Annotated in this window: 18 protein-coding genes; 12 read left to right on the top strand and 6 right to left on the bottom strand. The window is 72.9% G+C overall.

Going from position 1 to position 19845, the window contains the following annotated elements; genetic code table 11:
• Position 1 precedes the first annotated feature (1 nt).
• From SOM35_RS09255 to SOM35_RS09245, 3 genes are read left to right on the top strand one after another with little or no spacing between them, the layout of a single operon-like run.
• A complete protein-coding gene (locus SOM35_RS09255; protein WP_320515165.1) occupies positions 2-1150 on the top strand; it encodes a glycosyltransferase family 4 protein in 1149 nt (382 codons plus the stop codon).
• Positions 1147-1998, top strand: a complete 852-nt coding sequence (locus tag SOM35_RS09250) for a glycosyltransferase family 2 protein (RefSeq protein ID WP_320515164.1) — start codon at positions 1147-1149, stop codon at positions 1996-1998. The genes SOM35_RS09255 and SOM35_RS09250 overlap by 4 nt, the downstream gene beginning before the upstream one ends.
• Before the next feature lie 53 nt (positions 1999-2051).
• Positions 2052-3188, top strand: coding sequence for a glycosyltransferase family 2 protein (locus tag SOM35_RS09245; protein ID WP_320515163.1), 1137 nt, complete (start codon positions 2052-2054; stop codon positions 3186-3188).
• An 83-nt stretch (positions 3189-3271) separates the two neighbouring features.
• Here the strand turns inward: SOM35_RS09245 and SOM35_RS09240 are convergent, their stop codons facing one another.
• The 4 genes from SOM35_RS09240 to SOM35_RS09225 form a co-directional block, all read right to left on the bottom strand.
• Positions 3272-5077: a glycosyltransferase family protein gene (locus tag SOM35_RS09240; RefSeq protein WP_320515162.1), complete on the bottom strand. Its 1806-nt coding sequence runs from the start codon at positions 5075-5077 to the stop codon at positions 3272-3274.
• A gap of 113 nt (positions 5078-5190) precedes the next feature.
• On the bottom strand, positions 5191-6054 hold the full coding sequence (rfbA, locus tag SOM35_RS09235) for a glucose-1-phosphate thymidylyltransferase RfbA (RefSeq protein WP_320515161.1): 864 nt from the start codon (positions 6052-6054) through the stop codon (positions 5191-5193).
• A gap of 12 nt (positions 6055-6066) precedes the next feature.
• A complete protein-coding gene (locus SOM35_RS09230) occupies positions 6067-6678 on the bottom strand; it encodes a dTDP-4-dehydrorhamnose 3,5-epimerase family protein (RefSeq protein WP_320515160.1) in 612 nt (203 codons plus the stop codon).
• 75 nt (positions 6679-6753) lie between these two features.
• Positions 6754-7863 carry a glycosyltransferase family protein gene (locus SOM35_RS09225; protein ID WP_320515159.1) on the bottom strand — a complete coding sequence of 370 codons (1110 nt, stop codon included), beginning with the start codon at positions 7861-7863 and terminating at the stop codon, positions 6754-6756.
• 129 nt (positions 7864-7992) lie between these two features.
• Between SOM35_RS09225 and SOM35_RS09220 the strand changes: the two genes are divergently transcribed.
• From SOM35_RS09220 to SOM35_RS09195, 6 genes are read left to right on the top strand one after another with little or no spacing between them, the layout of a single operon-like run.
• Complete coding sequence (locus SOM35_RS09220) at positions 7993-8934, top strand: glycosyltransferase family 2 protein (RefSeq protein ID WP_320515158.1); 942 nt, start codon at positions 7993-7995, stop codon at positions 8932-8934.
• A 4-nt stretch (positions 8935-8938) separates the two neighbouring features.
• Complete coding sequence (locus tag SOM35_RS09215; protein ID WP_320515157.1) at positions 8939-10495, top strand: DUF2142 domain-containing protein; 1557 nt, start codon at positions 8939-8941, stop codon at positions 10493-10495.
• A gap of 48 nt (positions 10496-10543) precedes the next feature.
• Positions 10544-11530 (top strand): dTDP-glucose 4,6-dehydratase, encoded by a 987-nt coding sequence (gene rfbB, locus SOM35_RS09210; protein ID WP_320515156.1) that lies wholly within the window; start codon positions 10544-10546, stop codon positions 11528-11530.
• A gap of 14 nt (positions 11531-11544) precedes the next feature.
• Positions 11545-12396 (top strand): dTDP-4-dehydrorhamnose reductase, encoded by an 852-nt coding sequence (gene rfbD, locus SOM35_RS09205; protein WP_320515155.1) that lies wholly within the window; start codon positions 11545-11547, stop codon positions 12394-12396.
• Positions 12393-13331: an NAD-dependent epimerase/dehydratase family protein gene (locus SOM35_RS09200; RefSeq protein ID WP_320515154.1), complete on the top strand. Its 939-nt coding sequence runs from the start codon at positions 12393-12395 to the stop codon at positions 13329-13331. Before rfbD ends, SOM35_RS09200 begins: the two co-directional genes overlap by 4 nt.
• Positions 13328-14854 carry a hypothetical protein gene (locus SOM35_RS09195; protein ID WP_320515153.1) on the top strand — a complete coding sequence of 509 codons (1527 nt, stop codon included), beginning with the start codon at positions 13328-13330 and terminating at the stop codon, positions 14852-14854. The genes SOM35_RS09200 and SOM35_RS09195 overlap by 4 nt, the downstream gene beginning before the upstream one ends.
• On the opposite strand, the gene SOM35_RS09190 is transcribed toward SOM35_RS09195, so the two are convergent.
• On the bottom strand, positions 14818-15999 hold the full coding sequence (locus SOM35_RS09190) for a glycosyltransferase (protein WP_320515152.1): 1182 nt from the start codon (positions 15997-15999) through the stop codon (positions 14818-14820). The genes SOM35_RS09195 and SOM35_RS09190 overlap by 37 nt on opposite strands.
• A gap of 28 nt (positions 16000-16027) precedes the next feature.
• On the opposite strand from SOM35_RS09190, the gene SOM35_RS09185 reads away from it, so the two are divergent.
• The 3 genes from SOM35_RS09185 (at position 16028) to SOM35_RS09175 (ending at position 19139) form a co-directional block, all read left to right on the top strand.
• On the top strand, positions 16028-17110 hold the full coding sequence (locus tag SOM35_RS09185; protein WP_320515151.1) for a lysylphosphatidylglycerol synthase transmembrane domain-containing protein: 1083 nt from the start codon (positions 16028-16030) through the stop codon (positions 17108-17110).
• Positions 17111-17189: 79 nt separating this feature from the next.
• On the top strand, positions 17190-18332 hold the full coding sequence (locus SOM35_RS09180; protein ID WP_320515150.1) for a glycosyltransferase family 4 protein: 1143 nt from the start codon (positions 17190-17192) through the stop codon (positions 18330-18332).
• 90 nt (positions 18333-18422) lie between these two features.
• Positions 18423-19139 carry a hypothetical protein gene (locus SOM35_RS09175; protein ID WP_320515149.1) on the top strand — a complete coding sequence of 239 codons (717 nt, stop codon included), beginning with the start codon at positions 18423-18425 and terminating at the stop codon, positions 19137-19139.
• 187 nt (positions 19140-19326) lie between these two features.
• On the opposite strand, the gene purE is transcribed toward SOM35_RS09175, so the two are convergent.
• Positions 19327-19836 carry a 5-(carboxyamino)imidazole ribonucleotide mutase gene (gene purE / locus SOM35_RS09170; protein ID WP_320515148.1) on the bottom strand — a complete coding sequence of 170 codons (510 nt, stop codon included), beginning with the start codon at positions 19834-19836 and terminating at the stop codon, positions 19327-19329.
• Positions 19837-19845: the final 9 nt, after the last annotated feature.

Below are 19845 nucleotides of genomic sequence, written 5' to 3'. Positions count from 1 at the left end.
GGTGCGGGCACTCCCCGTGCTCGTCGACGCCACCTCGATCCCACCGAACCGCGGTGGGGTGGCGCGCTACATCTCCGGGCTGCTGCAGGGCCTGGCGGAACGCGGTGCCAGTGTGGCCGTCGTCGTGAAGGCCGAGGACCTGGACTGGCTCCGCGGCCTCGCTCCGGGGCACCGGTACCGTGCCGCCCCCACCTGGACGTCCTCCCGGCCGCTCCGTCTGGTCTGGGAACAGGTCGGGCTGCCGGCGCTGCTGCGCCGTGCCGGGGCCGAGGTCCTGCACAGCCCGCACTACACGTTCCCGGTGACCCGCGCCTCCCGGACCGTCGTCACGCTGCACGACGCGACCTTCTTCTCCGACCCGGCGGCGCACTCGCGCCTCAAGGCGACGTTCTTCCGCACCTGGACGAAGCTCGCTCGCCGGCTCGCCCGCGCGACGGTCGCGCCGAGTCGAGCCACCGTGGCGGAACTCGACCGCCTGGCCGGTCGTCCGCGGCGGTCGACGGCGGTGGCGCACCTCGGTGTCGACACGGCCGTGTTCCGGGTGCCGACGGCGGACGAGGTCACGGCGTTCCGAGCCACCCACCAGCTCGACGCGGGCACCGACTGGATCGCGTTCCTGGGCACGGTCGAGCCGCGCAAGCAGGTGTCGGCGCTCATCGCCGCGCACCGTGCTCTGCGCGACCGCGACAGCGAGTCCGGAAACGGCACCGGCACCGTCCCGACGTTGCTCGTCGCAGGCGGACTCGGCTGGGACGGAGCGGCAGCCGCCGCGCTCTCCGCCGCCGGCGACGTCCCCGGCGCTCCCCTGCGCTACCTCGGCTACCTGCCCGTCGACGAGCTGCGGTCGTTCCTCGGCGGTGCGCGCGTGGTCGCCTACCCGAGCACCGGCGAGGGGTTCGGGCTGCCCGTGCTCGAGGCGATGGCCTCCGGAGCCGACGTCCTCACGACCGACCGGCTCGCGATCCCCGAGGTCGGCGGTGACGCCGTGACCTACGTCGAACCGGAGACGACCGCCATCCGGGACGGCCTCGCCGCCCTGCTCGCCGACACCACCGACGTGCGCTCCGAGCGGATCCGGCGGGCCCGGGACCGCGCCGACAGCTTCACCTGGGCGGCCTGCGCCGACCGGCACATCGAGGTGTACGCGTGAACGCCGACGGCCGTGCGGCGATCGTCACCGTCACCTACAACTCGGACGACGTCCTGCCGGACTTCCTCGCCTCCACCGCCGCCGCGAGCGGCTCGTCGGTCGAGATCGTCGTCGCCGACAACGACTCCGCGACCGCCGAGCACCTGCGGGCCGTGACCGAGGCCGCCGGGGCGCGTTTCGTCGCCGTGGGTGCGAACCTGGGGTACGGGGCAGCAGTGAACCGTGCCGTCGCGACCCTCACCCCCGACGTGCGGTGGGTCCTGGTGTCCAACCCCGACGTCGTCCTGGAACCGGCCGCCCTCGACCGGATGATCGCCACCGCGGCCGAGGACCCGACCATCGGCGCGGTCGGGCCGAGACTGCTGGAGCCGGACGGTGCGGTGTACCCGTCCGCCCGTCTCGTCCCGTCGCTGCGGACCGGCCTCGGTCACGCGGTGTTCGCCAATGTGTGGCACGACAACCCGTGGACCAAGCGCTACCGGCAGGACGGCGACCACACCGTCCGGCGTGACGCGGGGTGGCTCTCCGGCGCATGCGTCCTCATCCGCCGCGACGTCTTCGACCAGCTCGGCGGCTTCGACGAGACGTTCTTCATGTACTTCGAGGACGTCGACCTGGGATGGCGGATCGGGCGGCTGGGCCTCCGGAACGTGTACGAGCCGACCGCTGTCGCGACCCACGTCGGCGGGACCGCCACGCGCGGTTCCTCCGAGCGGATGCGTCTGGCACACCACCAGAGCGCGTACCGGTTCCTCTCGCACAAGTACCCGGGTCGGCTGCTGTGGCCGCTGCGGACCCTGCTCCGCATCGCACTCGCCGTGCGCGCCCGTGCCACGCACACCCGCTGAACCCAGATAACCTCTCAGGGAGCAGTCCCACTCCCCGACCCGGAATGCAGCACATGATCCTCGCCGTCACCCTGATGGTCCGCGACGAAGCGGACGTCCTCCCTGCCTGGCTCGACCACCACGTCGCGCAGGGCTTCGACGTGTTCGTCATCACCGACAACGGTTCGGTCGACGGCACGACCGACCTGCTCGCGGCATTCGCCGAGCGGGACGACGTCACCGTCGACCTGCGCGACGACCCGGTGCACCGCAAGCAGCAGGGCACCGTCGTCACCGGGATGGCCCGCGACGCCGCGGCCGTGCACGGGGCGGACTGGGTGGTCAACGCCGACGCAGACGAGTTCATCATCCCCGTGGACCGGACGCTCACCGTCCGGCAGGTCTTCGAACGCCTCGACCCCGTGGTCGGTGCGTTCTTCGTCCCGGTGGTCAACCTGACCGGGGAGCTCGCCACGTCCGGTGCCGGCGTCGAGCGACTGCACTGGCGCGACGAGCGATCCGCCGACGAACTGCGCGCCGCCGGGCTCATCGCACCCCCGACGCCCAACACCGTGCACGTCGGCGATCCGTCCGTCACGGTCGTCCAGGGCAACCACCGCGCCAGTGTCGCGAACGGCGCGCCGGTGCCGGAGGAACTCGCGCTCGAGGTCCTGCACCTGCCCTGGCGGTCGTGGGAACAGTACGCGCACCGGGTCGAGGTGAGCGGCCGGGCCTACGAGGCCAACCCCGACCTGACGCCGAGCCCGCGCCACCACGGGATGATCGACTACCGCCGTCTGCAGGAGGGAACCCTGCAGGCCGTCTTCTCGCTGCGGTTCGTGACGGAGGACGATGCGGCGACGGGCCCGTTCACCCGCGACGACGGGCTCGTCGACGTGCTGCGCGGCGCCGGGTCGTCGTCGCTCGGTGCTGCTCCGGACCCGGTGGTCAGTGACGAGGAACTGCGGTCGCTGCAGCGCATGGGCCGGGTCATCGCCTCCCGCGACTCCCGGATCCAGGATCTGGAGGACGCGGTCCGTGCGGGCGAGGACACCGCGGACACCCTCCGCACGACGGTGCAGTTCGAGCGCGACCGGGCCGACGCCCTGCGACGCGAGCTCCAGGGCGAGATCGACCGGATGCGTGCACGTCGGGTGGTGCGGCTGGCGGACCGCGTCGGCGACGCCGCGCGACGCCTGCGCTCCCGCTGACCGCCAGCCGCGTCCGCTCCCCCTCATCGCCAGCCGCCTGCTGACCGTCAGCCGCCTGCTGAGCGCCAGCCGCCTGCTGACCGTCAGCGGCTCGCGCGCTCCCGCCGGACGGCAGCGATGAGCGTCTCCGCTCGTCGGATGAAGGAGTGCTCGGCCCCGATCCGGGCACCGCGAGCAGCCCGGTCCGTGTCCGGGGCGGACTCGCCCAGCCGGACGAGCGCCCGCAGCTCGGCGACGTCCCGGTACGGGTGGACCGCGCCGTGGAACAGCTCCGCGACGCCGGGGACGGGGTCCGTGACGACGAGGGCCCCGGACGCTGCCGCGTCGAACAGACGGTTCGACACGAACCCGTCGCGCGCCATGTCGTCCCAGTGGTCGTTGAGCACCACGCGGGCGCTCCGGTAGAGCGCCGGCAGCCGGTCGTTCGGCACGAAGACGCCGCGGTGCACGCCGTCCGGCAGCAGTCCCGCCCACCCTTCGCCCCAGACGGCGAGGTCGACACCGGCCGCGACGGCGTCGCGGACGACCGGCCGGAAGACCTCGCGGGTCTTGCCGACGAAGGCGGTGTCGAGCTCCGGGAACGCCGGGTCCGGCGGTCCCGGGTGGAAGCGGGACGGGTCGGTCGCCTGCAGCAGGGGCACGACACCCAGCCCGGTCTCCCGCTCGACGCGGGCGGCCCACACCGGACCGGCGGCGAACCGGAGGTCGTAGCGGGCGAGCTCGGACGCGGACACCAGATCGGGGTGCGAGATCACCCAGAGCACGTTGGTCGCCGTCGGGTGGACCGGGGTGTCGTCGAGGCCGCGGAGGGTCAGGGCGACGTCGTCGAGGTGCTCGGAGAACGGCCGGACGTGCGACTCCCGGTGGTCCACGACGACGTCCTGGCCGAGTGCACGCAGCGCGGTGGCGAGGTCGTGCGCGAAGAACGTGTCGCCCCAGTCGTCGCCACGGGGGCCGGGGTGCGCAGCGATCCTGATCGACCAGCGGAGCCGCTCGCCACGGTCCCTCGTGTCCAGGCGTTCGGCGCGGACCACCGGCTCGCGCAACGCCACGGGCGCCCCGGCCGGATCGGCGGTGCCCGCCGTCGGACGGAACCCGAGGCGGCCGAGGGCGGCCGCTGCCGAGTGGTCGATCCGGTCCCGCCAGACGGCGAGCGCGTCCGCCGCGTCGGCGTCGTACCGCCGTTCTCGGAGCGGCTCGGTGCGGTACACCCGCCCGAGCGGGACCACGACGCAGTCACCGCCGGCGGCGTCGGCGGTGTCGCGGGTGAGCCGGGCGACGGCGGTGCGGGTGTCGACGGTGCGGACCGGGACCGCGAGGTCCGCCGTCCGGGCGGCGAAGCACGGTTCGTCCGCCGCGAAGACGCGCGCGCCGTCCAGGGCGTCGGCGTCCTCCGCGGGGTGTCCGCGCAGGAGCGAGGCGACCGGCGCCGTGCCGCGCACCAGGACCGCGCCGGCGCTGGTGACCACGTCGGCACCGGACCGGACGACGGGGACGGCGACCACGGCCTCCCGGTCGGTGCGGGCGTCACCACCCGTACCGGTGCCGGCGCCCGTGGCGACCGTCGCGACGAGGCGGGCGAGGGCACCGAGGGGCAGGGTGACGTCGGCGTCTTGCACGACGACCACCGGTGACCGGAGGACGGACCGGGCGGCGGCGACCGCGCCGCCCCAGGTGGCGGCCACGGTCGGTCCGGCCACGACATGGTCGTCGCCGCCGACCACCCGCGGGTACGTGCTCGTGGGACCGGCGTGCACGTCGTGGACGGCCACGACCACCGTCGTCGCCCCCGCGGCACGGGCGTCCCGCACGCTCGGCAGGTGTCCGCCGGCGCTGTGGACGGCCTGGCGGACCGTCACGACGACGTCGAACCCGTCGTGGTCGACCACCGGCGCATCCGTCACCAGGGACGTGTCGACCGGGAGGCCCGGTGCAGCCCCGTCGTCCGTGTCCGGACCCGACGGGGACGCGCCCCGACCGAGCAGTCGGCCGAGCCGCACGGTCAGCCGCGGAGCAGGTTCTGCAGGTACACGCCGTAACCGCTCTTCGCCAGCGGGGCGGCGAGCGCCGCGAGGGCCTCGTCGTCGATCCACCCGTTGCGCCAGGCGATCTCCTCGATGCACCCGATCTTGTGGCCCTGGCGGTCCTCGATGACCTTGACGTATTCGGACGCCTGCATCATCGACTCGAACGTACCGGTGTCGAGCCACGCGGTGCCGCGGTCCAGGACCTCGACCCCGAGCGACCCCGCCTCGAGGTAGCGCTCGTTGACGGTCGAGATCTCGAGCTCGCCGCGGGCGCTCGGCTCGATGGTCTTGGCGATCTCCACGACGTCGTTGTCGTAGAAGTAGAGGCCAGGCACCGCGTAGTTCGACTTCGGGTGCGCCGGCTTCTCCTCGATGGAGACCGCGGTGAAGTCGTCGTCGAACTCCACGACGCCGTACGCCTTGGGGTCGGCCACGTGGTACGCGAAGATCGTCGCGCCCCGCACCGTGGTGTTCTTCTGCAGGCTCGTGCCGAGGCCGGTGCCGTGGAAGATGTTGTCGCCGAGGACCAGCGCGACGCTGTCGTCACCGATGAAGTCCTCACCGATGACGAACGCCTGCGCCAGACCGTCCGGGCTCGGCTGCACGGCGTACTCGATCGTCATGCCGAGGGCCGAGCCGTCGCCGAGCAGCGCGCGGAACTGGTCGTTGTACTCCGGGGTCGTGATGACGAGGACCTCGCGGATGCCGGCCATCATCAGCGTCGACAGCGGGTAGTAGACCATCGGCTTGTCGTAGATCGGCATGAGCTGCTTCGAGATGCCCTTGGTGATCGGCCAGAGGCGGGTGCCGGAACCACCGGCGAGGATGATGCCCTTCATGGGTATGCGTCCTTACTTGTTCGTGGTCCGGAGGGACTCGGTGTAGGCGACGCACTCGTCGTACGTCGGGAGGAGTCCGAGCTCGGCAGCCTGCTCGAGGGTCGGCGCTCCGGTGTCCTTCTCGGACAGGACCGGCTCGCCGATGCCGTCCGGCAGCGTCAGGCCGACGGTCGGGTCGAGGATGCTGATCCCCTTCTCGCGCTGGGGGTCGTAGTGGGCGCTGACCAGGTAGTTCACGGTGGACTGGTCCTCGAGCGCGACGATCGCGTGGCCCAGGCCCTCGGACAGGTACACGGCACGGCGGTCGACGTCGTCGATGCGGACGGAGTCCCACTGCCCGAACGTCGGCGAACCGACGCGGATGTCGATGACGTAGTCGATGAACGCGCCGCGCACCGCGGTGACGTACTTCGCCTGGCTCGGCGGGACCAAGGCGTAGTGGATCCCCCGCGCGACGCCGCGCGACGAGATCGACATGTTCACCTGACGGAGATCGAGCGGGTGCCCGACGGTCTGCTCGAGCACGTCGGCTCGGTACGCCTCGAGGAACGCTCCTCGTGCGTCGCCGTGCTGGACGGGCGTGAACTCCCACGCGCCGGGGATCTTCAGTTCGCGGATCTGCACCGGAGCAGCGTAGCAAGCCGGTCGGCGGCCGCGTCCACGCCCGGCCGCGCGCCTCGGGCAGCCGGGCCGCGCGTGTCAGGCGAGCCCGAGCGCCGCGCGCCACGCCCGTTCGCCGGGTTCGTCCCGCCCGCTGGCGACGACACGTTCCGCCCGGACGTACGCCTGCGCACGACGAACGCGGGTGTCCGGGTCGTGGAACGCAGTCCGGAGGGCCGCGCGCCAGTCGTCCGCCCGGTCACCGGCGAGCAGTCCACCGTGCGCGGCGACGCCGGCGTAGGACGGTCGGTCCGACCCGACGAAGGGCAGCCCGAGCATCGAGTACTCCAGGAACTTCAGATCGCTCTTGGCGTCGTTGAAGCGGTCGTCGGTGAGCGGTGCGACGCCGGCCGACCAGCGGTCCGCGTGGTCGCGGAGGAACGCGACGAACTGCGGGTAGTGGCTGGCGCCCTCCGGCAGCTCGAGTCGGTCGTACCAGGCGTCGCCGTCGTCCTGCGTGACGCCGACGACCTCGAGCCGGACGGGTCGGCCGTCGTCGTCGACGAGACCGTCGAACACGTCGCGGAGCAGGTCGAGGTCGCCACCGTGGGTCGCGCTCCCCATGTAGAGGACGCGCCGCGGTCCCGCCGCCGCAGGGACGACAGGGTCGTGCGCCCACAGCCCCGGCTGGACGCCGTTCGGGACGACGACCGCGTCGATGCCCTGCGCCGCGAGCACGGCGCGCAACGGTTCCGTCGAGACGACCACGGCAGCGGCAGCGCGCACCAGGCGGTCGACGGACGCCAGGCGCTCCGGGTCGTACTCGGCGCGGGCGAGCCGGGCACGCGCCTCCGCCGTGAAGAAGTCGTCGTCCACCTCGGCGACGATGCGGGTGCCCTCTGCGGACGCCCGGGCGAACGCCGCGTCGAGCGAGCCGAACGGGAACGCGTCGCGCTGCACCAGGATCGCGTCGAGGTGCGCGGTGTCCGAGCCGTCCGCCCACCGCACCGGGTCGACCTGCGCCACACGGGCCGCCCCGGAGGCCGCGAGCGCCGACATCCGACCGGTCACCCGGATGTGCGCCGACGCCGGGTGCACGCCACCGGCTCCGTGCACGACGAAGCCGACCAGCGGCGGCTGTTGCTCCGGTCCTCGCTGCTGCGCGCCCCGGCCGAGCAGACGGGCGACGGTCGACCGGAGGAGAGCCATGCGCCCATGGTGGCACGGACGCAGGGAGTCTCTGCATACACTGGGACGTCCGTGTGCCCGTCCACAGCATCGGGTGCCGTCCCCGGGCCGGAACCCGCCGGCCGACCAACCCAGGGAACCCACCACCTCGTGAAACTGTTCGTCCAGATCCCCTGCCTCAACGAAGAGGAGACGCTCCCCGCGGTCCTCGAGACGATCCCGACCTCGATCCCGGGCGTCGACGAGATCGAGATCCTCATCATCGACGACGGCTCGACGGACCGGACGGTCGAGGTCGCCCGGGCCCACGGCGTCACCCACATCGTCCGGCACACGACGAACATGGGCCTGGCACGGTCGTTCCGCGACGGCGTGGACTACGCGCTCCTGCACGGTGCGGACATCGTCGTCAACACGGACGGTGACAACCAGTACCCGCAGGCGCACATCACCGAGCTCGTGCAGCCGATCATCAACGGCCAGGCCGAGATCGTCATCGGTGACCGGCAGACGCGCACCATCGAGCACTTCTCCGGCTTCAAGAAGCTCATGCAGCGCTTCGGGTCGTTCGTCGCCAGCCGGGCCGCCGGCCTGGACCTGCCCGACGCCGCCAGCGGTTTCCGCGCGTACTCGAAGTACTCGCTGATCCGTCTCAACATCGTCACCCGCTTCAGCTACTGCATGGAGACGATCGTGCAGGCCGGCTACAAGCGCCTGGCGATCGCGAGCATCCCGATCACGACGAACGCGAAGACCCGCGAGTCACGGCTCTTCAAGAACATCTGGCAGCACATGTTCCAGTCGGGGTCCGCCATCGCCCGGGTCTACCTGATGTACCGACCGATGGCCCTGTTCGCATCGGTCAGCGCCGTGTTCGGCGTCGCGGGGCTGATCCCGTTCATCCGGTACCTCGTGCTGCTCTGGGCCGACAGCGGCGGCAACCACCTGCAGTCCCTGATCCTCGGCGTCACGCTCGTCATCAGTGCGCTGCTGTCGATGGTGATCGGCGTGGTCGCCGACCTGACCCGGATGAACCGCACCCTGGCCGAGGAACAGCTCGACCTGCAGAAGCTCGCGCGCTACGGCGACTGAGCGGATGCCGAGCCGACCGACCACCCCGGTGGACCGTCCGCGCGTCGGGCGGCCCGAGGGGATCACCCTCGGTCTCGTCGTCGCCGTGTTCGCCCTGGTGCTCGGACTCTGGGCGGTGCTCGTCCCGCCGTTCCAGGCACCGGACGAGAAGGCGCACTTCGACACCGCGCTGCACCTGGCGATCGGGGATGCCTGGGTCGGGCCGGGTGACCAGCGGTTCCTGAACGCCGTGCAGGCCGCCGCGGGTCAGGCTGCGGCCGGCACGGACTCCCTGCCCGCCGCGTCGCGGGCCACGGTGCAGGAGCTCCGCGCCGCGCACCCGGGCATCGACCCGGGCGCCGTCGACCAGATGACCCAGCACCCGCCGACCGCGTACCTGCTGCAGGCCGCGGTCCTGCGGACCGTCGGTTTCGAGCACCTGCGTTGGGACCACGCGCTGCTGGTACTGCGTCTGTTCGACGCCCTCGTGGTGCTGCCCTTGCCGGTGCTCGCCTGGGCCGCGGTCCGCCGGCTGACCCGGTCGCCGCGTGCCGCCGTCGTCGGTGCTGCCGCGGTGCTGGCGGTGCCGGAGCTGGCCTCGATCGCGGCCTCGGTGACGAACGACGCGCTCACGATGTCCCTCGGCGGGCTCGTCACAGCAGTGCTCGTCCTCGCGCTGACGGGCGACCGGCGTCCGCGCGTCCTGCTGTCGCTCGGGATCGCCCTCGGTCTGCTCGTCATCACGAAGGGCACCGGGCTCCCCGCCGTCCCCGTGGTGGCCCTCGCCCTGCTCCTCGGCCCCGGTGCCCCGGCGTGGGGTCGTCGACTCGTCGAGACGGCCGGGGTGCTCCTGCTGGCCGGCGCCGTCGGCGGGTGGTGGTGGGTGCGGAACCTCGTCGTGTACCGGACCCTGCAGCCCGACGGGTACGCAGCCATCCGGCCCCCGCAGTCCTTCCCCGCCGGACAGGGACCCGACGCGCTGACCTTCGTCGACGTGAGCTGGGGAACGGTCATCCGGACGTTCTGGGGCAGCTTCGGGTCGAACGCCTTCGCGTCGATGTCGCCGTGGCTGCTCGTCCCGCTCACGCTGGTCACCGTCGGCGTCGTCGCCGTCCTGGCCTTCCGGCGCGGGCCGGCGCGCCGGACCGCGGTGCTCCTCGCCGTCTTCCCGGTGCTGCTGCTCGCAGCGCAGACGTCGACCAGCGTCCACGGCTACCTGACGACGACGATGGTCGTCGGGACGCAGGGACGCTACCTGTTCCCCGCCGTCCTCGCCCTGATCGTGCTCAGTGCCCTCGCGTGGCGGCGTCTCACGGGCAGGACCCGGCTCCGGCGGCTCCTGCCGGTGGGCCTGGTCGTCGGGATGAGCGTCCTCGCGGCCGTCGGGCTCGCGACCGCCCGTGGCCGGCTCGTCCCGGGCGCCGGCTACGCGGTCTGGTCCGACGCGTCCCTCGGCGCGACCGCGACCGGGGTCCTCGCGTTCGTCGCCCTGCTCGCCGCGGCGGTGGCCGTGGTGGGTGTCGCGCGGCTCCCGTCCACACCCCCCGATGCCGTCGACAGCCCGGTCCACCCGCCCCGCTAGACTGCTCGCCGACCGACAACGGCCCACGGCCAGGAAAAGGAAACCAGCGTGAAGATCCTCGTCACCGGAGGAGCCGGCTTCATCGGCTCGAACTTCGTCCGTCGAACCCTCCAGGACGCCTACCCGGGCCTCGAGGGCGCCGAGGTCGTCGTCTACGACGCCCTCACCTACTCGGGCAACCTCGCCAACCTGGCCCCGGTCGCGGACTCCCCGCGCTACCGCTTCGTCCAGGGCGACATCCGCGACGCCGCCGCCCTCGACCAGGTCGTGCCCGGCATCGACGCCATCGTGCACTTCGCCGCCGAGTCCCACGTCGACCGCTCCGTCCGCGACTCCGGCATCTTCGTCGAGACGAACGTCGTCGGCACCCAGCGCCTGCTCGACGCGGCCCTGCGCCACGGCACCGAGCGCTTCGTGCACGTCTCCACGGACGAGGTCTACGGCTCCATCAGCGAGGGCTCGTGGGACGAGGAACGGCCGCTCGAGCCGAACTCGCCCTACTCGGCGTCGAAGGCCGGCAGCGACCTGCTCGCCCGCAGCTACCACCGCACGCACGGTCTGAACCTCTCGATCACGCGGTGCTCGAACAACTACGGCCCGTACCACTTCCCCGAGAAGGTCATCCCGCTCTTCGTGACGAACCTCATCGACGACGTGCACGTGCCCCTCTACGGCGAGGGCAACAACATCCGCGACTGGCTGCACGTGGACGACCACACCCGCGGCATCGCGATGGTCCTGACCCGTGGCCGCGCCGGCGAGATCTACAACATCGGCGGCGGTACCGAGCTGACGAACAAGGAACTCACCGAGCTGCTGCTCGAGTCCACCGGCAAGGACTGGTCGTACGTCGACCGCGTCGCCGACCGCCTCGGGCACGACCTGCGCTACTCGGTCGACATCTCCAAGATCCAGGCCGAGCTCGGCTACCAGCCCGAGGTTCCGTTCGAGCAGGGTCTCGCCGACGTCGTCCAGTGGTACCGCGACAACCGTGCCTGGTGGGAGCCCCTCAAGGAGCGTGCCGCGCTCGCCTGAGCCGGACCGACACCATGACCCGATTCCTCATCACCGGCGCCGCCGGCATGCTCGGCCAGGACCTCCAGCAGGCGCTGGCCGGGCGTGAGGTCACGGCGCTCTCCCGCGCCGACCTCGACATCACCGACCCGGACGCGGTCGCCGCTGCCGTCGCCGGGCACGACGTCGTCCTGAACGCCGCCGCGTACACGAAGGTCGACGACGCCGAGTCCCACGAGTCCGACGCGCACGCCGTGAACGCCCGCGGACCCGAGGTGCTCGCGACGGCCGCGGTCGCCGCGGGGGCACGGCTCGTGCACGTCTCGACGGACTACGTGTTCGACGGCTCCGGGACCACGCCCTACGCCGAGGACGAGCCCACCGACCCGATCGGCGCCTACGGCCGCACCAAGGCCGCCGGCGAGAACGCGGTGCGCTCGGTCGCCCCGGACTCGTCGTACGTCGTCCGGGCCGCCTGGCTGTACGGCGCCGGCGGTCCGAACTTCGCCAAGACCATGGTCCGCCTGGCGGCGACGCACGACACCGTCAGCGTCGTCACCGACCAGGTCGGACAACCGACCTGGACCGGTGACCTCGCACGCCAGATCGTCGCACTCGTCGACGCCGACGCGCCCGCGGGCACCTACCACGGCACGAACGCCGGCCAGGGGTCCTGGTACGACTTCACGCGCGCGATCTTCGCCGAGGTCGGACTCGACCCGGAACGCGTGCGCGAGACCGACAGCTCGGCCTTCGTGCGCCCGGCACCGCGCCCGGCGTACAGCGTCCTCGGCCACGACGGTTGGTCCCGCGCGGGTCTCGCCCCGATGCGCCACTGGCGGGACGCCCTGCACGCCGCCGTCGAGGCCGGGGTCCTCACCGCGTGAGTGGCGCGACTGCGCTCGTCGTCGGCGGCGGCGGGTTCCTCGGCCGTGCCGTCGTGGGCGAGCTCGTGCGCGCCGGCGACCGCGTGGTCGTCCCCCGCGTGCCCTGGAACGACACCGAGGCGGCCGCGGCCGTGCTCCGGGAAGCCGTGACGGGCCTCCAGGCCGGTGACACGCCCTGGCGGCTCGTCTGGTGCGCCGGCAGCGGCATCGTCGCGACCGGCGAGCAGGCGTTCACCGCCGAGTCGACGATCCTCGAGCGGGTGCTGGACCCCGCCGGCGCGACCCCGGACGCCCCCGGTGCGGTCTTCTTCGCGTCGTCGGCCGGTGGCGTGTACGCCGGCGCGAGCGGCGCGCCGTTCGACGAGGACACCGACCCGCTCCCCCTCGCGCCCTACGGCCGCAGCCGTCTCGCTGCCGAGGCCCGCTTCCGGGACTTCGCCGAGGCGACCGGGACGCCCCTGCTCGTCGGCCGGATCTCGAACCTCTACGGCCCCGGTGCGAACCTGCGGAAGCCGCAGGGCCTGGTGTCGCAGCTCGCGCTGGCCCACCTCGAGCGACGTCCCTCGTCGATCTACGTGCCGATGGACACCACGCGTGACTACCTCTACATCGACGACGCCGCGGCGATGGTGGCCGAGGGGCTCGCGGTGGTCGCCGACCATGCGGTCGGGCCGACCACGACGAAGATCTTCGCGTCCCAGCACGGGCGCACCATCACCGAGGTCGTCGAGGCGGTGTCGGCCGCGTTCGGCGAGCCGCTCGACGTCCGCGAGGGCCACGACCCCGCCGCGACCTCACACGGTCGGGACCTCCGCTTCCGATCATGCGTCATGACGGCGCTGGACGACCGGACACACGTGCCGTTCGAGCTCGGCGTGCGTCGCACCGTCGACGCGATCCGGGGCAGCCGTCCCACCGACCAGGAGACCGCATGAGCCAGCACCGCCGCCGCGCCCCGTCCTCCCGACGCTGGCGCAGCCCGGCGTGGGCCAGCCTGACCGTGTGGTCGGCGGCGCTGTTCATGGTCGCTGCCTCGGTCGCACGGCTCTTCACGTACCCGCCGCTCGGCAGCAAGGACGAACCGGCGCACTTCGACTACGCCGTGCTGCTCTGGCACGGCCGGCTGCCGGTGTTCGAGGACGGGATCACCTACGCGGCCCCGTTCGGGGTCGAGGCCCCGGTGCAGTGGGTCTCGCAGCACCCGCCGCTCTACTACGCGATCCTGGCGCCGATCGTGGGCCCGCTCTGGGACGCCCACCACCCGCTCCTCGCGGTGATGGCCGGTCGCGGCATCAGTGCACTGCTGGCCGGCGCCGTGGTGCTCGCCGCCGCCTGGGCCGCGTCACGCTGCTTCCCCGGCCGGGTGCGCCTGCCGGGTGCGGTGGCCGTGACGACCGCGTTCGCCGGGATGCTCATCCAGCAGGGCTCGTCGATCTACAACGACGTCCTGTTCGTCCTGCTCTGCACCCTGGCGTGCGGGGTCGCCGGCGCGGCGATCCGGTCCGAGGTCGGACCGCGGCTGCTCGTCGGTGCGTCCGTCGTCGCGGCTGCCGGCATGGCGACCCGGCTGACGTTCGTCGTCTGGATGGTCGCGATCATCGTGTCGCTCCTCGTCGCACGGTCCGTCCGGCTGGGCCGGCTCCGACCGCTCTGGGCGCGGCTGGTGGCAGCGGCGACCCCGGGCGTCGCAGCCGTCGTGTGCGCGGGCTGGTTCTACGTGCACAACAAGATCGACACCGGGAACTTCAGCGGTCGGCACGCGGAGTGGGGCCTCGAGCACGCGGACCGCGTCGAGCGGTCGTTCAGCGCGGTGACGTTCGACCCGTCCTTCTACACGAGCCTGTTCAGCGTGTACCGCGGCATCCTCCGCCCGTCCGACCCGACCCACTGGGTCCTCATGCTCACCCCGGTCGCGCTCGCGGTCGTGTGGGGTGTCGTGAGCCTGCTGCAGCGCCGTCGGGCACCGCTCCCGACCGTGCCGAGCACGAGCACGAGCGCCGTGCCGAGCTCGGGCAGCCCGTGGCTGCCCGCCGCGCTCGTCGTGGCCATGCTCGTCGCCGTGACGCTCCTGCTCGTGGTCGTCGAGATCCAGTACGTCACGGGCGGCGGTGCCCCGATCACGCGGTACGCGCTCACCGTGCTCGAACCCATCACGCTGCTCATGGGGGCGGGCTTGACCGGATCCCGTCGACTGTCGGGCGTCCTGGTGACGCTCTGGGTGGCGCTGGCGTTCGTGCCCTACCGGACGCTCTTCGACCTCCAGGTGCGCAGCATCGTGCCCGACGCGGCGCAGTGGGTGCACGTCGCGTTCTGGGTCTCGGTCGTAGCGGCTGCCGGCTGCGTCGTCGGGGGCTTCCTCGACGCACGACGGCGTCCGGACGCGGGCGCGCCGTTCGCCGCCACCGGGGACGAGCGTCCGGGTCAGCCCGCGAGCGCGTCCGCGATCAGCGACCGGTAGCGGTCCCCCACGGCGTCGACGGTGTACGCCGCCGCCGTCGCGCGGGCACCGGCACCGAGACGTTCCGCGAGCGCCGGGTCGGCGAGCAGCCGGTCCACCGCCGCCGCGAGGGCGTCGGCATCGCCTGGAGCGACGAGCAGGCCGTTCACGCCGTCCTCGACCACGTCGACGATGCCGGGCACGGCGGACGCGACGACCGCGCAGCCGGCCGTCATGGCCTCGAGGAGCGCGACGGGCAAGCCGTCCCGGTCACCGTTCGCCGCGGGGACGGACGGGTAGACCGCGATGCCGGCCTTGGCGTAGTGGGCGGCGAGGGCGGCCTTGTCCTGCGCACCGACGAAGTCGACGCCGGCGGCGGCACGGGCCTCGAGCGCCTGCCGGAGGGGGCCGTCACCGACGACGACGACCTCGTCAGGGCGGTGCTCGACGCGGTCGAGGGCGTCGAGCAGCACGGTGGCGCCCTTCTTCTCGACGAGGCGGCCGACGAAGAGCAGGCGACCCGGGGTGCGGGTCTCGTCGGCCACTGCACGCGAGATCGGCTCGAGGTCGACGCCCATCGGCACGATGTGGACCTGGTCGTCGCGCGCGCCGAGCTTGCGGAGTTCGAGGGCCATGTCGGTGCTCATGCAGGTCACGGAGGCCGCGCTCGCGATGACGGCCCGCTTGACGCGCTGGAGGACCGGGTTCCGGAGCGCGTAGAGGTCGCCGCCCAGGGTGGTCACCACGCGCGGCAGGTCGCCGAGGACGAGCTTGCCGACGGCGCCCTGCGGGATGATCCAGTGCAGCAATGCGACGTCGGGTCGGGAGCGCCGAGCCTCCCGACGGAACGCGAGGGCCATCGCACCGAAGAAGAACGGGACCTGCAACCACCGCGCGGGTGCGGCGCGGAGGTTGTCGACGATCGCGCCGTCGGCCAGGTCCTGCCAGCGGGCCGGGAAGTACGAGTAGCGGCGGACCTCGACGTCGCCGATGCGCTGGTGCTTCGTCGCACCCTTCGTCATCGGGGCCACGACCACGACACGGTGGTCGCTGGACAGTGCGCGGGCCAGGTCGAGCACGAACCCCGGGGTGCCGTCACCCGCCTCGGCCGGGAACGTCGATGCGGCGACGAGCAGGGTCGGACGAGCAACAGGGTCGGGATGCATCAGCGCTCTCGCTTAGAGTTGTCGGTCGATGGACGCACGACAGCCTACGGGGTCCGCCGCCGACGCAGATCCGGCCGATGGACAGCCCGCCAACACCCCCGACACCGACCAGACGATCGGTGCCGAGGTGCCCGTCGTCGCGCCCCGGAGCCGGCGAGCCCGCATCCTGAACGCGGTCAAGTGGGCCGCGGCTGCCGTCGCGGTGGTGCTCCTCGTCGTCGGCGTGGCCCGGCAGTGGGACGAGATCGTCGTCGACTTCGCGCGGCTCGATGCCCGCACCGTCACGCTCGGCGTCGTGCTCACCCTCGTGGCCCTCATCGCGAACATGCTCTCGTGGCGGGCGATGATGGCGGCGACCGGGTTCCGGGTCCGACCCGCCGCGGCCTCGTCGATCTTCTTCGTCGGGCAGCTCGGCAAGTACATCCCGGGCGGTGTGTGGTCGATCGCCGCGCAGGCGGAACTCGGCCGCGCGCACGGCCTGGCTCGGACCGGCAGCGCCGTCGCGTCGCTGGCGTCGATGCTGGTCAGCATGGTGACCGCCGCGCTGGTCGGGATCGTCGCGCTGCTCCTCGGCTCCCCCGACGGCCTGCAGGCGTTCTGGTGGCTCGCCGTCGTCGTGGTGATCGGGCTCGTGGCGCTGACGCCGCCGGTGCTCGGTCGGCTGATCGCGGTCGCGATGCGGCTCCTGCGCCGCCCGCCGCAGGAGATCACCCTGACCTGGACCGGCACCGTCATGTCGATCGTCTGGTCGGTCGTGATGTGGCTCGCTTACGGCGGGCAGGCGACGCTCGTCCTGCAGGCCTTCGGCGCCGACTCGGCCGTGCTCTTCCCCGTCGCCACCGGCGCGTACGCCGTCGCCTGGCTCGTCGGGTTCCTCGTCGTGATCGCCCCGGCCGGTCTCGGCCCCCGCGAAGCCGTCCTGCTCCTGCTGCTCGGATCGGTGACGGACCCGACCGGAGCCCTCGCGCTCGCCGTCATCAGTCGTGCGTTCATGACCCTCGGGGACGTGGTCCTCGCCGGTCTCGGAGCCGCGCTGGCGATCCGGCACCGCCGCCGCACGGCCGCGGTCGACCCGGTCGGCGGCGTGCCGGGAAGTCCCGGCACGCCCTGATAGTGTCCCGTGCGGACGACCGGCCGACCTGTCCGGACGGCCGATCGTCCAGTCCGACCAGCCCGAGGAGCCCCACCGCATGACCACTCTCCGCGTGATCGTGGACCAGGTGATCGCACCGGTCCCGGGCGGCATCGGACGCTACGCGGAGGAACTCACCCGGAAGCTCATCGAGACCGCCCCCGCCGGGTGCGACGTCGAAGCCGTGGTCTCGGCGGCTTCCTCCGCCGAGCTGCAGCGGCTGCGCACCCTGCTGCCCGGACTCGCGGACCTGGAGCGGCTCGCCCTCCCCCGTCGGGAGCTCTCCCTCGCATGGCAGGCCGGACTGGCCCGCCGCGCTTCACACGGCATGGTGCACGCCCCGAGCGTGCTCGCTCCCCTCGTGAAGCACGACCGGGTGCAGGACGTCGGCCACCAGATCGTCGTCACGGTGCACGACACGGTCCCCTGGACCCACCCGGAGACCCTGACGCCCCGCGGGGTGCACTTCCACAAAGCGATGGTGAAGCGGGCCTACCGCTACGCTGACGCCGTCGTCGTCCCCACACACGCGGTCGCCGCCGCGCTCAACGACGTGCACCGCTTCGACGACCGACTCCGGGTCATCGGCGGAGCGCCGAGTGCCCGACTCCGTGTGCCCGTCGACGCGGACCTCCGAGCGGAGCGCCTGGGTCTGCCGCCGCGCTACGTCCTGGCGGTCGGCACGCTCGAGCCGCGCAAGGGCCTGCGCTCGCTGATCGAGGCGATGGCGCACCCCGACGCCCCGACGGACATCCCGCTGGTCATCGCCGGGCCGGACGGCTGGGGCGACGTCGACGTCGCCGAGACGGCGGAACGCGCCGGTCTCGCCGCCGACCGGGTGAAGGTGCTCGGCCACATCGAGGACGCCGACCTGGCCGTCGTCTACGACCGGGCGACGGTGTTCGTGTTCCCGAGCCTGGCCGAGGGCTTCGGGCTGCCCGTCGTCGAGGCGATGAGCTTCGGGACGCCGGTCGTGCACTCCGACGACCCCGCTGTCCGTGAAGTCGCCTCGGACGCCGGGATCACCGTCGAACGGAACCCCCGCGACGGCTACCCGGAACGGATCGCGCAGGCGGTCTACCAGGTGGTCAACGACCCGCACCTGGCCGGCCAACTCGCCGTCGCGGGGCCGGACCGCGCACGCATGTTCGACTGGCACGACTCCGCGCTCGAGGTCTGGCAGCTGCACGCCGACCTCTGACCGGACGCGTCGGATCACGGCTCGGCATCGATGGCCGGCCGCACCGTGTCGCCGCCCGGGGCGGCCCGCCGTCACTGTCATCATCAGGGCATGCAACGACGTCGATCCCTCCCGGTCATCACCGCCTCGGTCGTGCTCGGACTCAGCCTGACGACGACCCTGGCCGCCTGCTCCGGTGGGGACGACCCGACTCCCTCCCGGACGCCCTCGAGCTCGCGGTCGGCCTCGCCGGAGCCGACCGGACGCACGACCCGCACCCCGGCGGCGACCGACACCCCGTCGAGCGCGACCTCGGCGCCCCCGTCGGCAGGCACCCCCTCGGACGACCAGACCGGCTCCGCGGACGACGGCAACGTGCCCGGCACCGGCAACGGCAGCGGTGTCGACCAGCCGACCTCGGTGGACTTCGGCGCCGTCGCCGCGCAGGGTGTCGCAGCGGCGGGCGGTGGCACGACCGTCTCGATCGTCGGTGCCGGCGACAACTGGACCGTCGTCGTGTCCGGCCCGGACGGCTCGCAGACGCAGTCGGTGGTCTCCGCGACGCTCGACCGCGTGACGTCAGGGCCGTTCCCGAAGGACGCCGACGCCGCGACGAAGGCCGTGAACGTCGCCCGCTCCGGCTCGCTGCGGGTGCAGGCCGCCGACGCGGCGACGCGCGCCCTCGCCGCCGTGCCGGGCAGCAGCCTCACCTCACTCGTGCTCGGTGGATCCGGCTCAGCGCCGGTCTGGACCGCCACCGTCACGGCGTCCGGCGCCACCAGGACGGTCACCGTCGACGGTCTGACGGGGTCGGCCACCGCCTCCTGACCGGCCCGAGCGCCGCCACCTGACGGGGTCGGCCACCGCCTCCTGACCGGCCCGAGCGCCGCCACCTGACGGGGTCGGGCAACGCCCCCCGCCCGGGTGCGGGGGCGGTCGGCCACCGCCTCCTGCCGGAGTCGGTGGGCGGCCGCCGGACGGGGCTCACCGGACAGGGCCCGCTGGCCGCCGCCGGTCAGAGCTGGTCGCGCAGCGCTGCGGCCTTCCGCTCGACGACCTGCTCGAGACGCGCGGCGTACTCCGCCAGCCGCTCCGCCACGGCGGGCTCGGACGACCCGATGATCCGCGCGGCGAGCAGGCCGGCGTTCGCGGAACCGTTGATCGCCATCGTCGCCACCGGGATGCCCGCGGGCATCTGCACGATGGAGAGCAGCGAGTCGAGACCGTCGAGACGCGCGAGCTGCACGGGGACACCGATCACCGGGAGCGTCGTGAGCGACGCGACCATGCCCGGGAGGTGCGCGGCGCCCCCGGCACCGGCGATGACGACGCGGATGCCCCGCCCGGCGGCCGCACGGCCGAACCGGACCATCTTGTCCGGGGTCCGGTGCGCCGAGACCACGTCGGCCTCGAAGGGGATCTCGAGTTCGTCGAGGATCTCCGCAGCGGCGCGCATGGTCGGCCAGTCCGAGTCGGAGCCCATGATGATCGAGACGAGCGGTGCGGGCGCAGTGGTGTCGGTCACCCCACGAGC

It is taken from the genome of Curtobacterium sp. CFBP9011 (genome assembly GCF_034045095.1).
Classification (GTDB): domain Bacteria; phylum Actinomycetota; class Actinomycetes; order Actinomycetales; family Microbacteriaceae; genus Curtobacterium.
The sequence above is the reverse complement of the archived record's forward strand: the minus strand, read 5'-3'. Positions and strand labels throughout refer to the sequence as shown.

Coding starts and splice junctions, on each gene's coding strand:
- SOM35_RS09175 (WP_320515149.1), top strand. CDS start 18,423: ATGCAACGACGTCGATCCCTCCCGGTCATCACCGCCTCGGTCGTGCTC.
- rfbD (WP_320515155.1), top strand. CDS start 11,545: ATGACCCGATTCCTCATCACCGGCGCCGCCGGCATGCTCGGCCAGGAC.
- rfbA (WP_320515161.1), bottom strand. CDS start 6,054: ATGAAGGGCATCATCCTCGCCGGTGGTTCCGGCACCCGCCTCTGGCCG.
- SOM35_RS09225 (WP_320515159.1), bottom strand. CDS start 7,863: ATGGCTCTCCTCCGGTCGACCGTCGCCCGTCTGCTCGGCCGGGGCGCG.
- SOM35_RS09190 (WP_320515152.1), bottom strand. CDS start 15,999: ATGCATCCCGACCCTGTTGCTCGTCCGACCCTGCTCGTCGCCGCATCG.
- SOM35_RS09180 (WP_320515150.1), top strand. CDS start 17,190: ATGACCACTCTCCGCGTGATCGTGGACCAGGTGATCGCACCGGTCCCG.
- SOM35_RS09215 (WP_320515157.1), top strand. CDS start 8,939: ATGCCGAGCCGACCGACCACCCCGGTGGACCGTCCGCGCGTCGGGCGG.
- SOM35_RS09245 (WP_320515163.1), top strand. CDS start 2,052: ATGATCCTCGCCGTCACCCTGATGGTCCGCGACGAAGCGGACGTCCTC.
- SOM35_RS09195 (WP_320515153.1), top strand. CDS start 13,328: ATGAGCCAGCACCGCCGCCGCGCCCCGTCCTCCCGACGCTGGCGCAGC.
- SOM35_RS09185 (WP_320515151.1), top strand. CDS start 16,028: ATGGACGCACGACAGCCTACGGGGTCCGCCGCCGACGCAGATCCGGCC.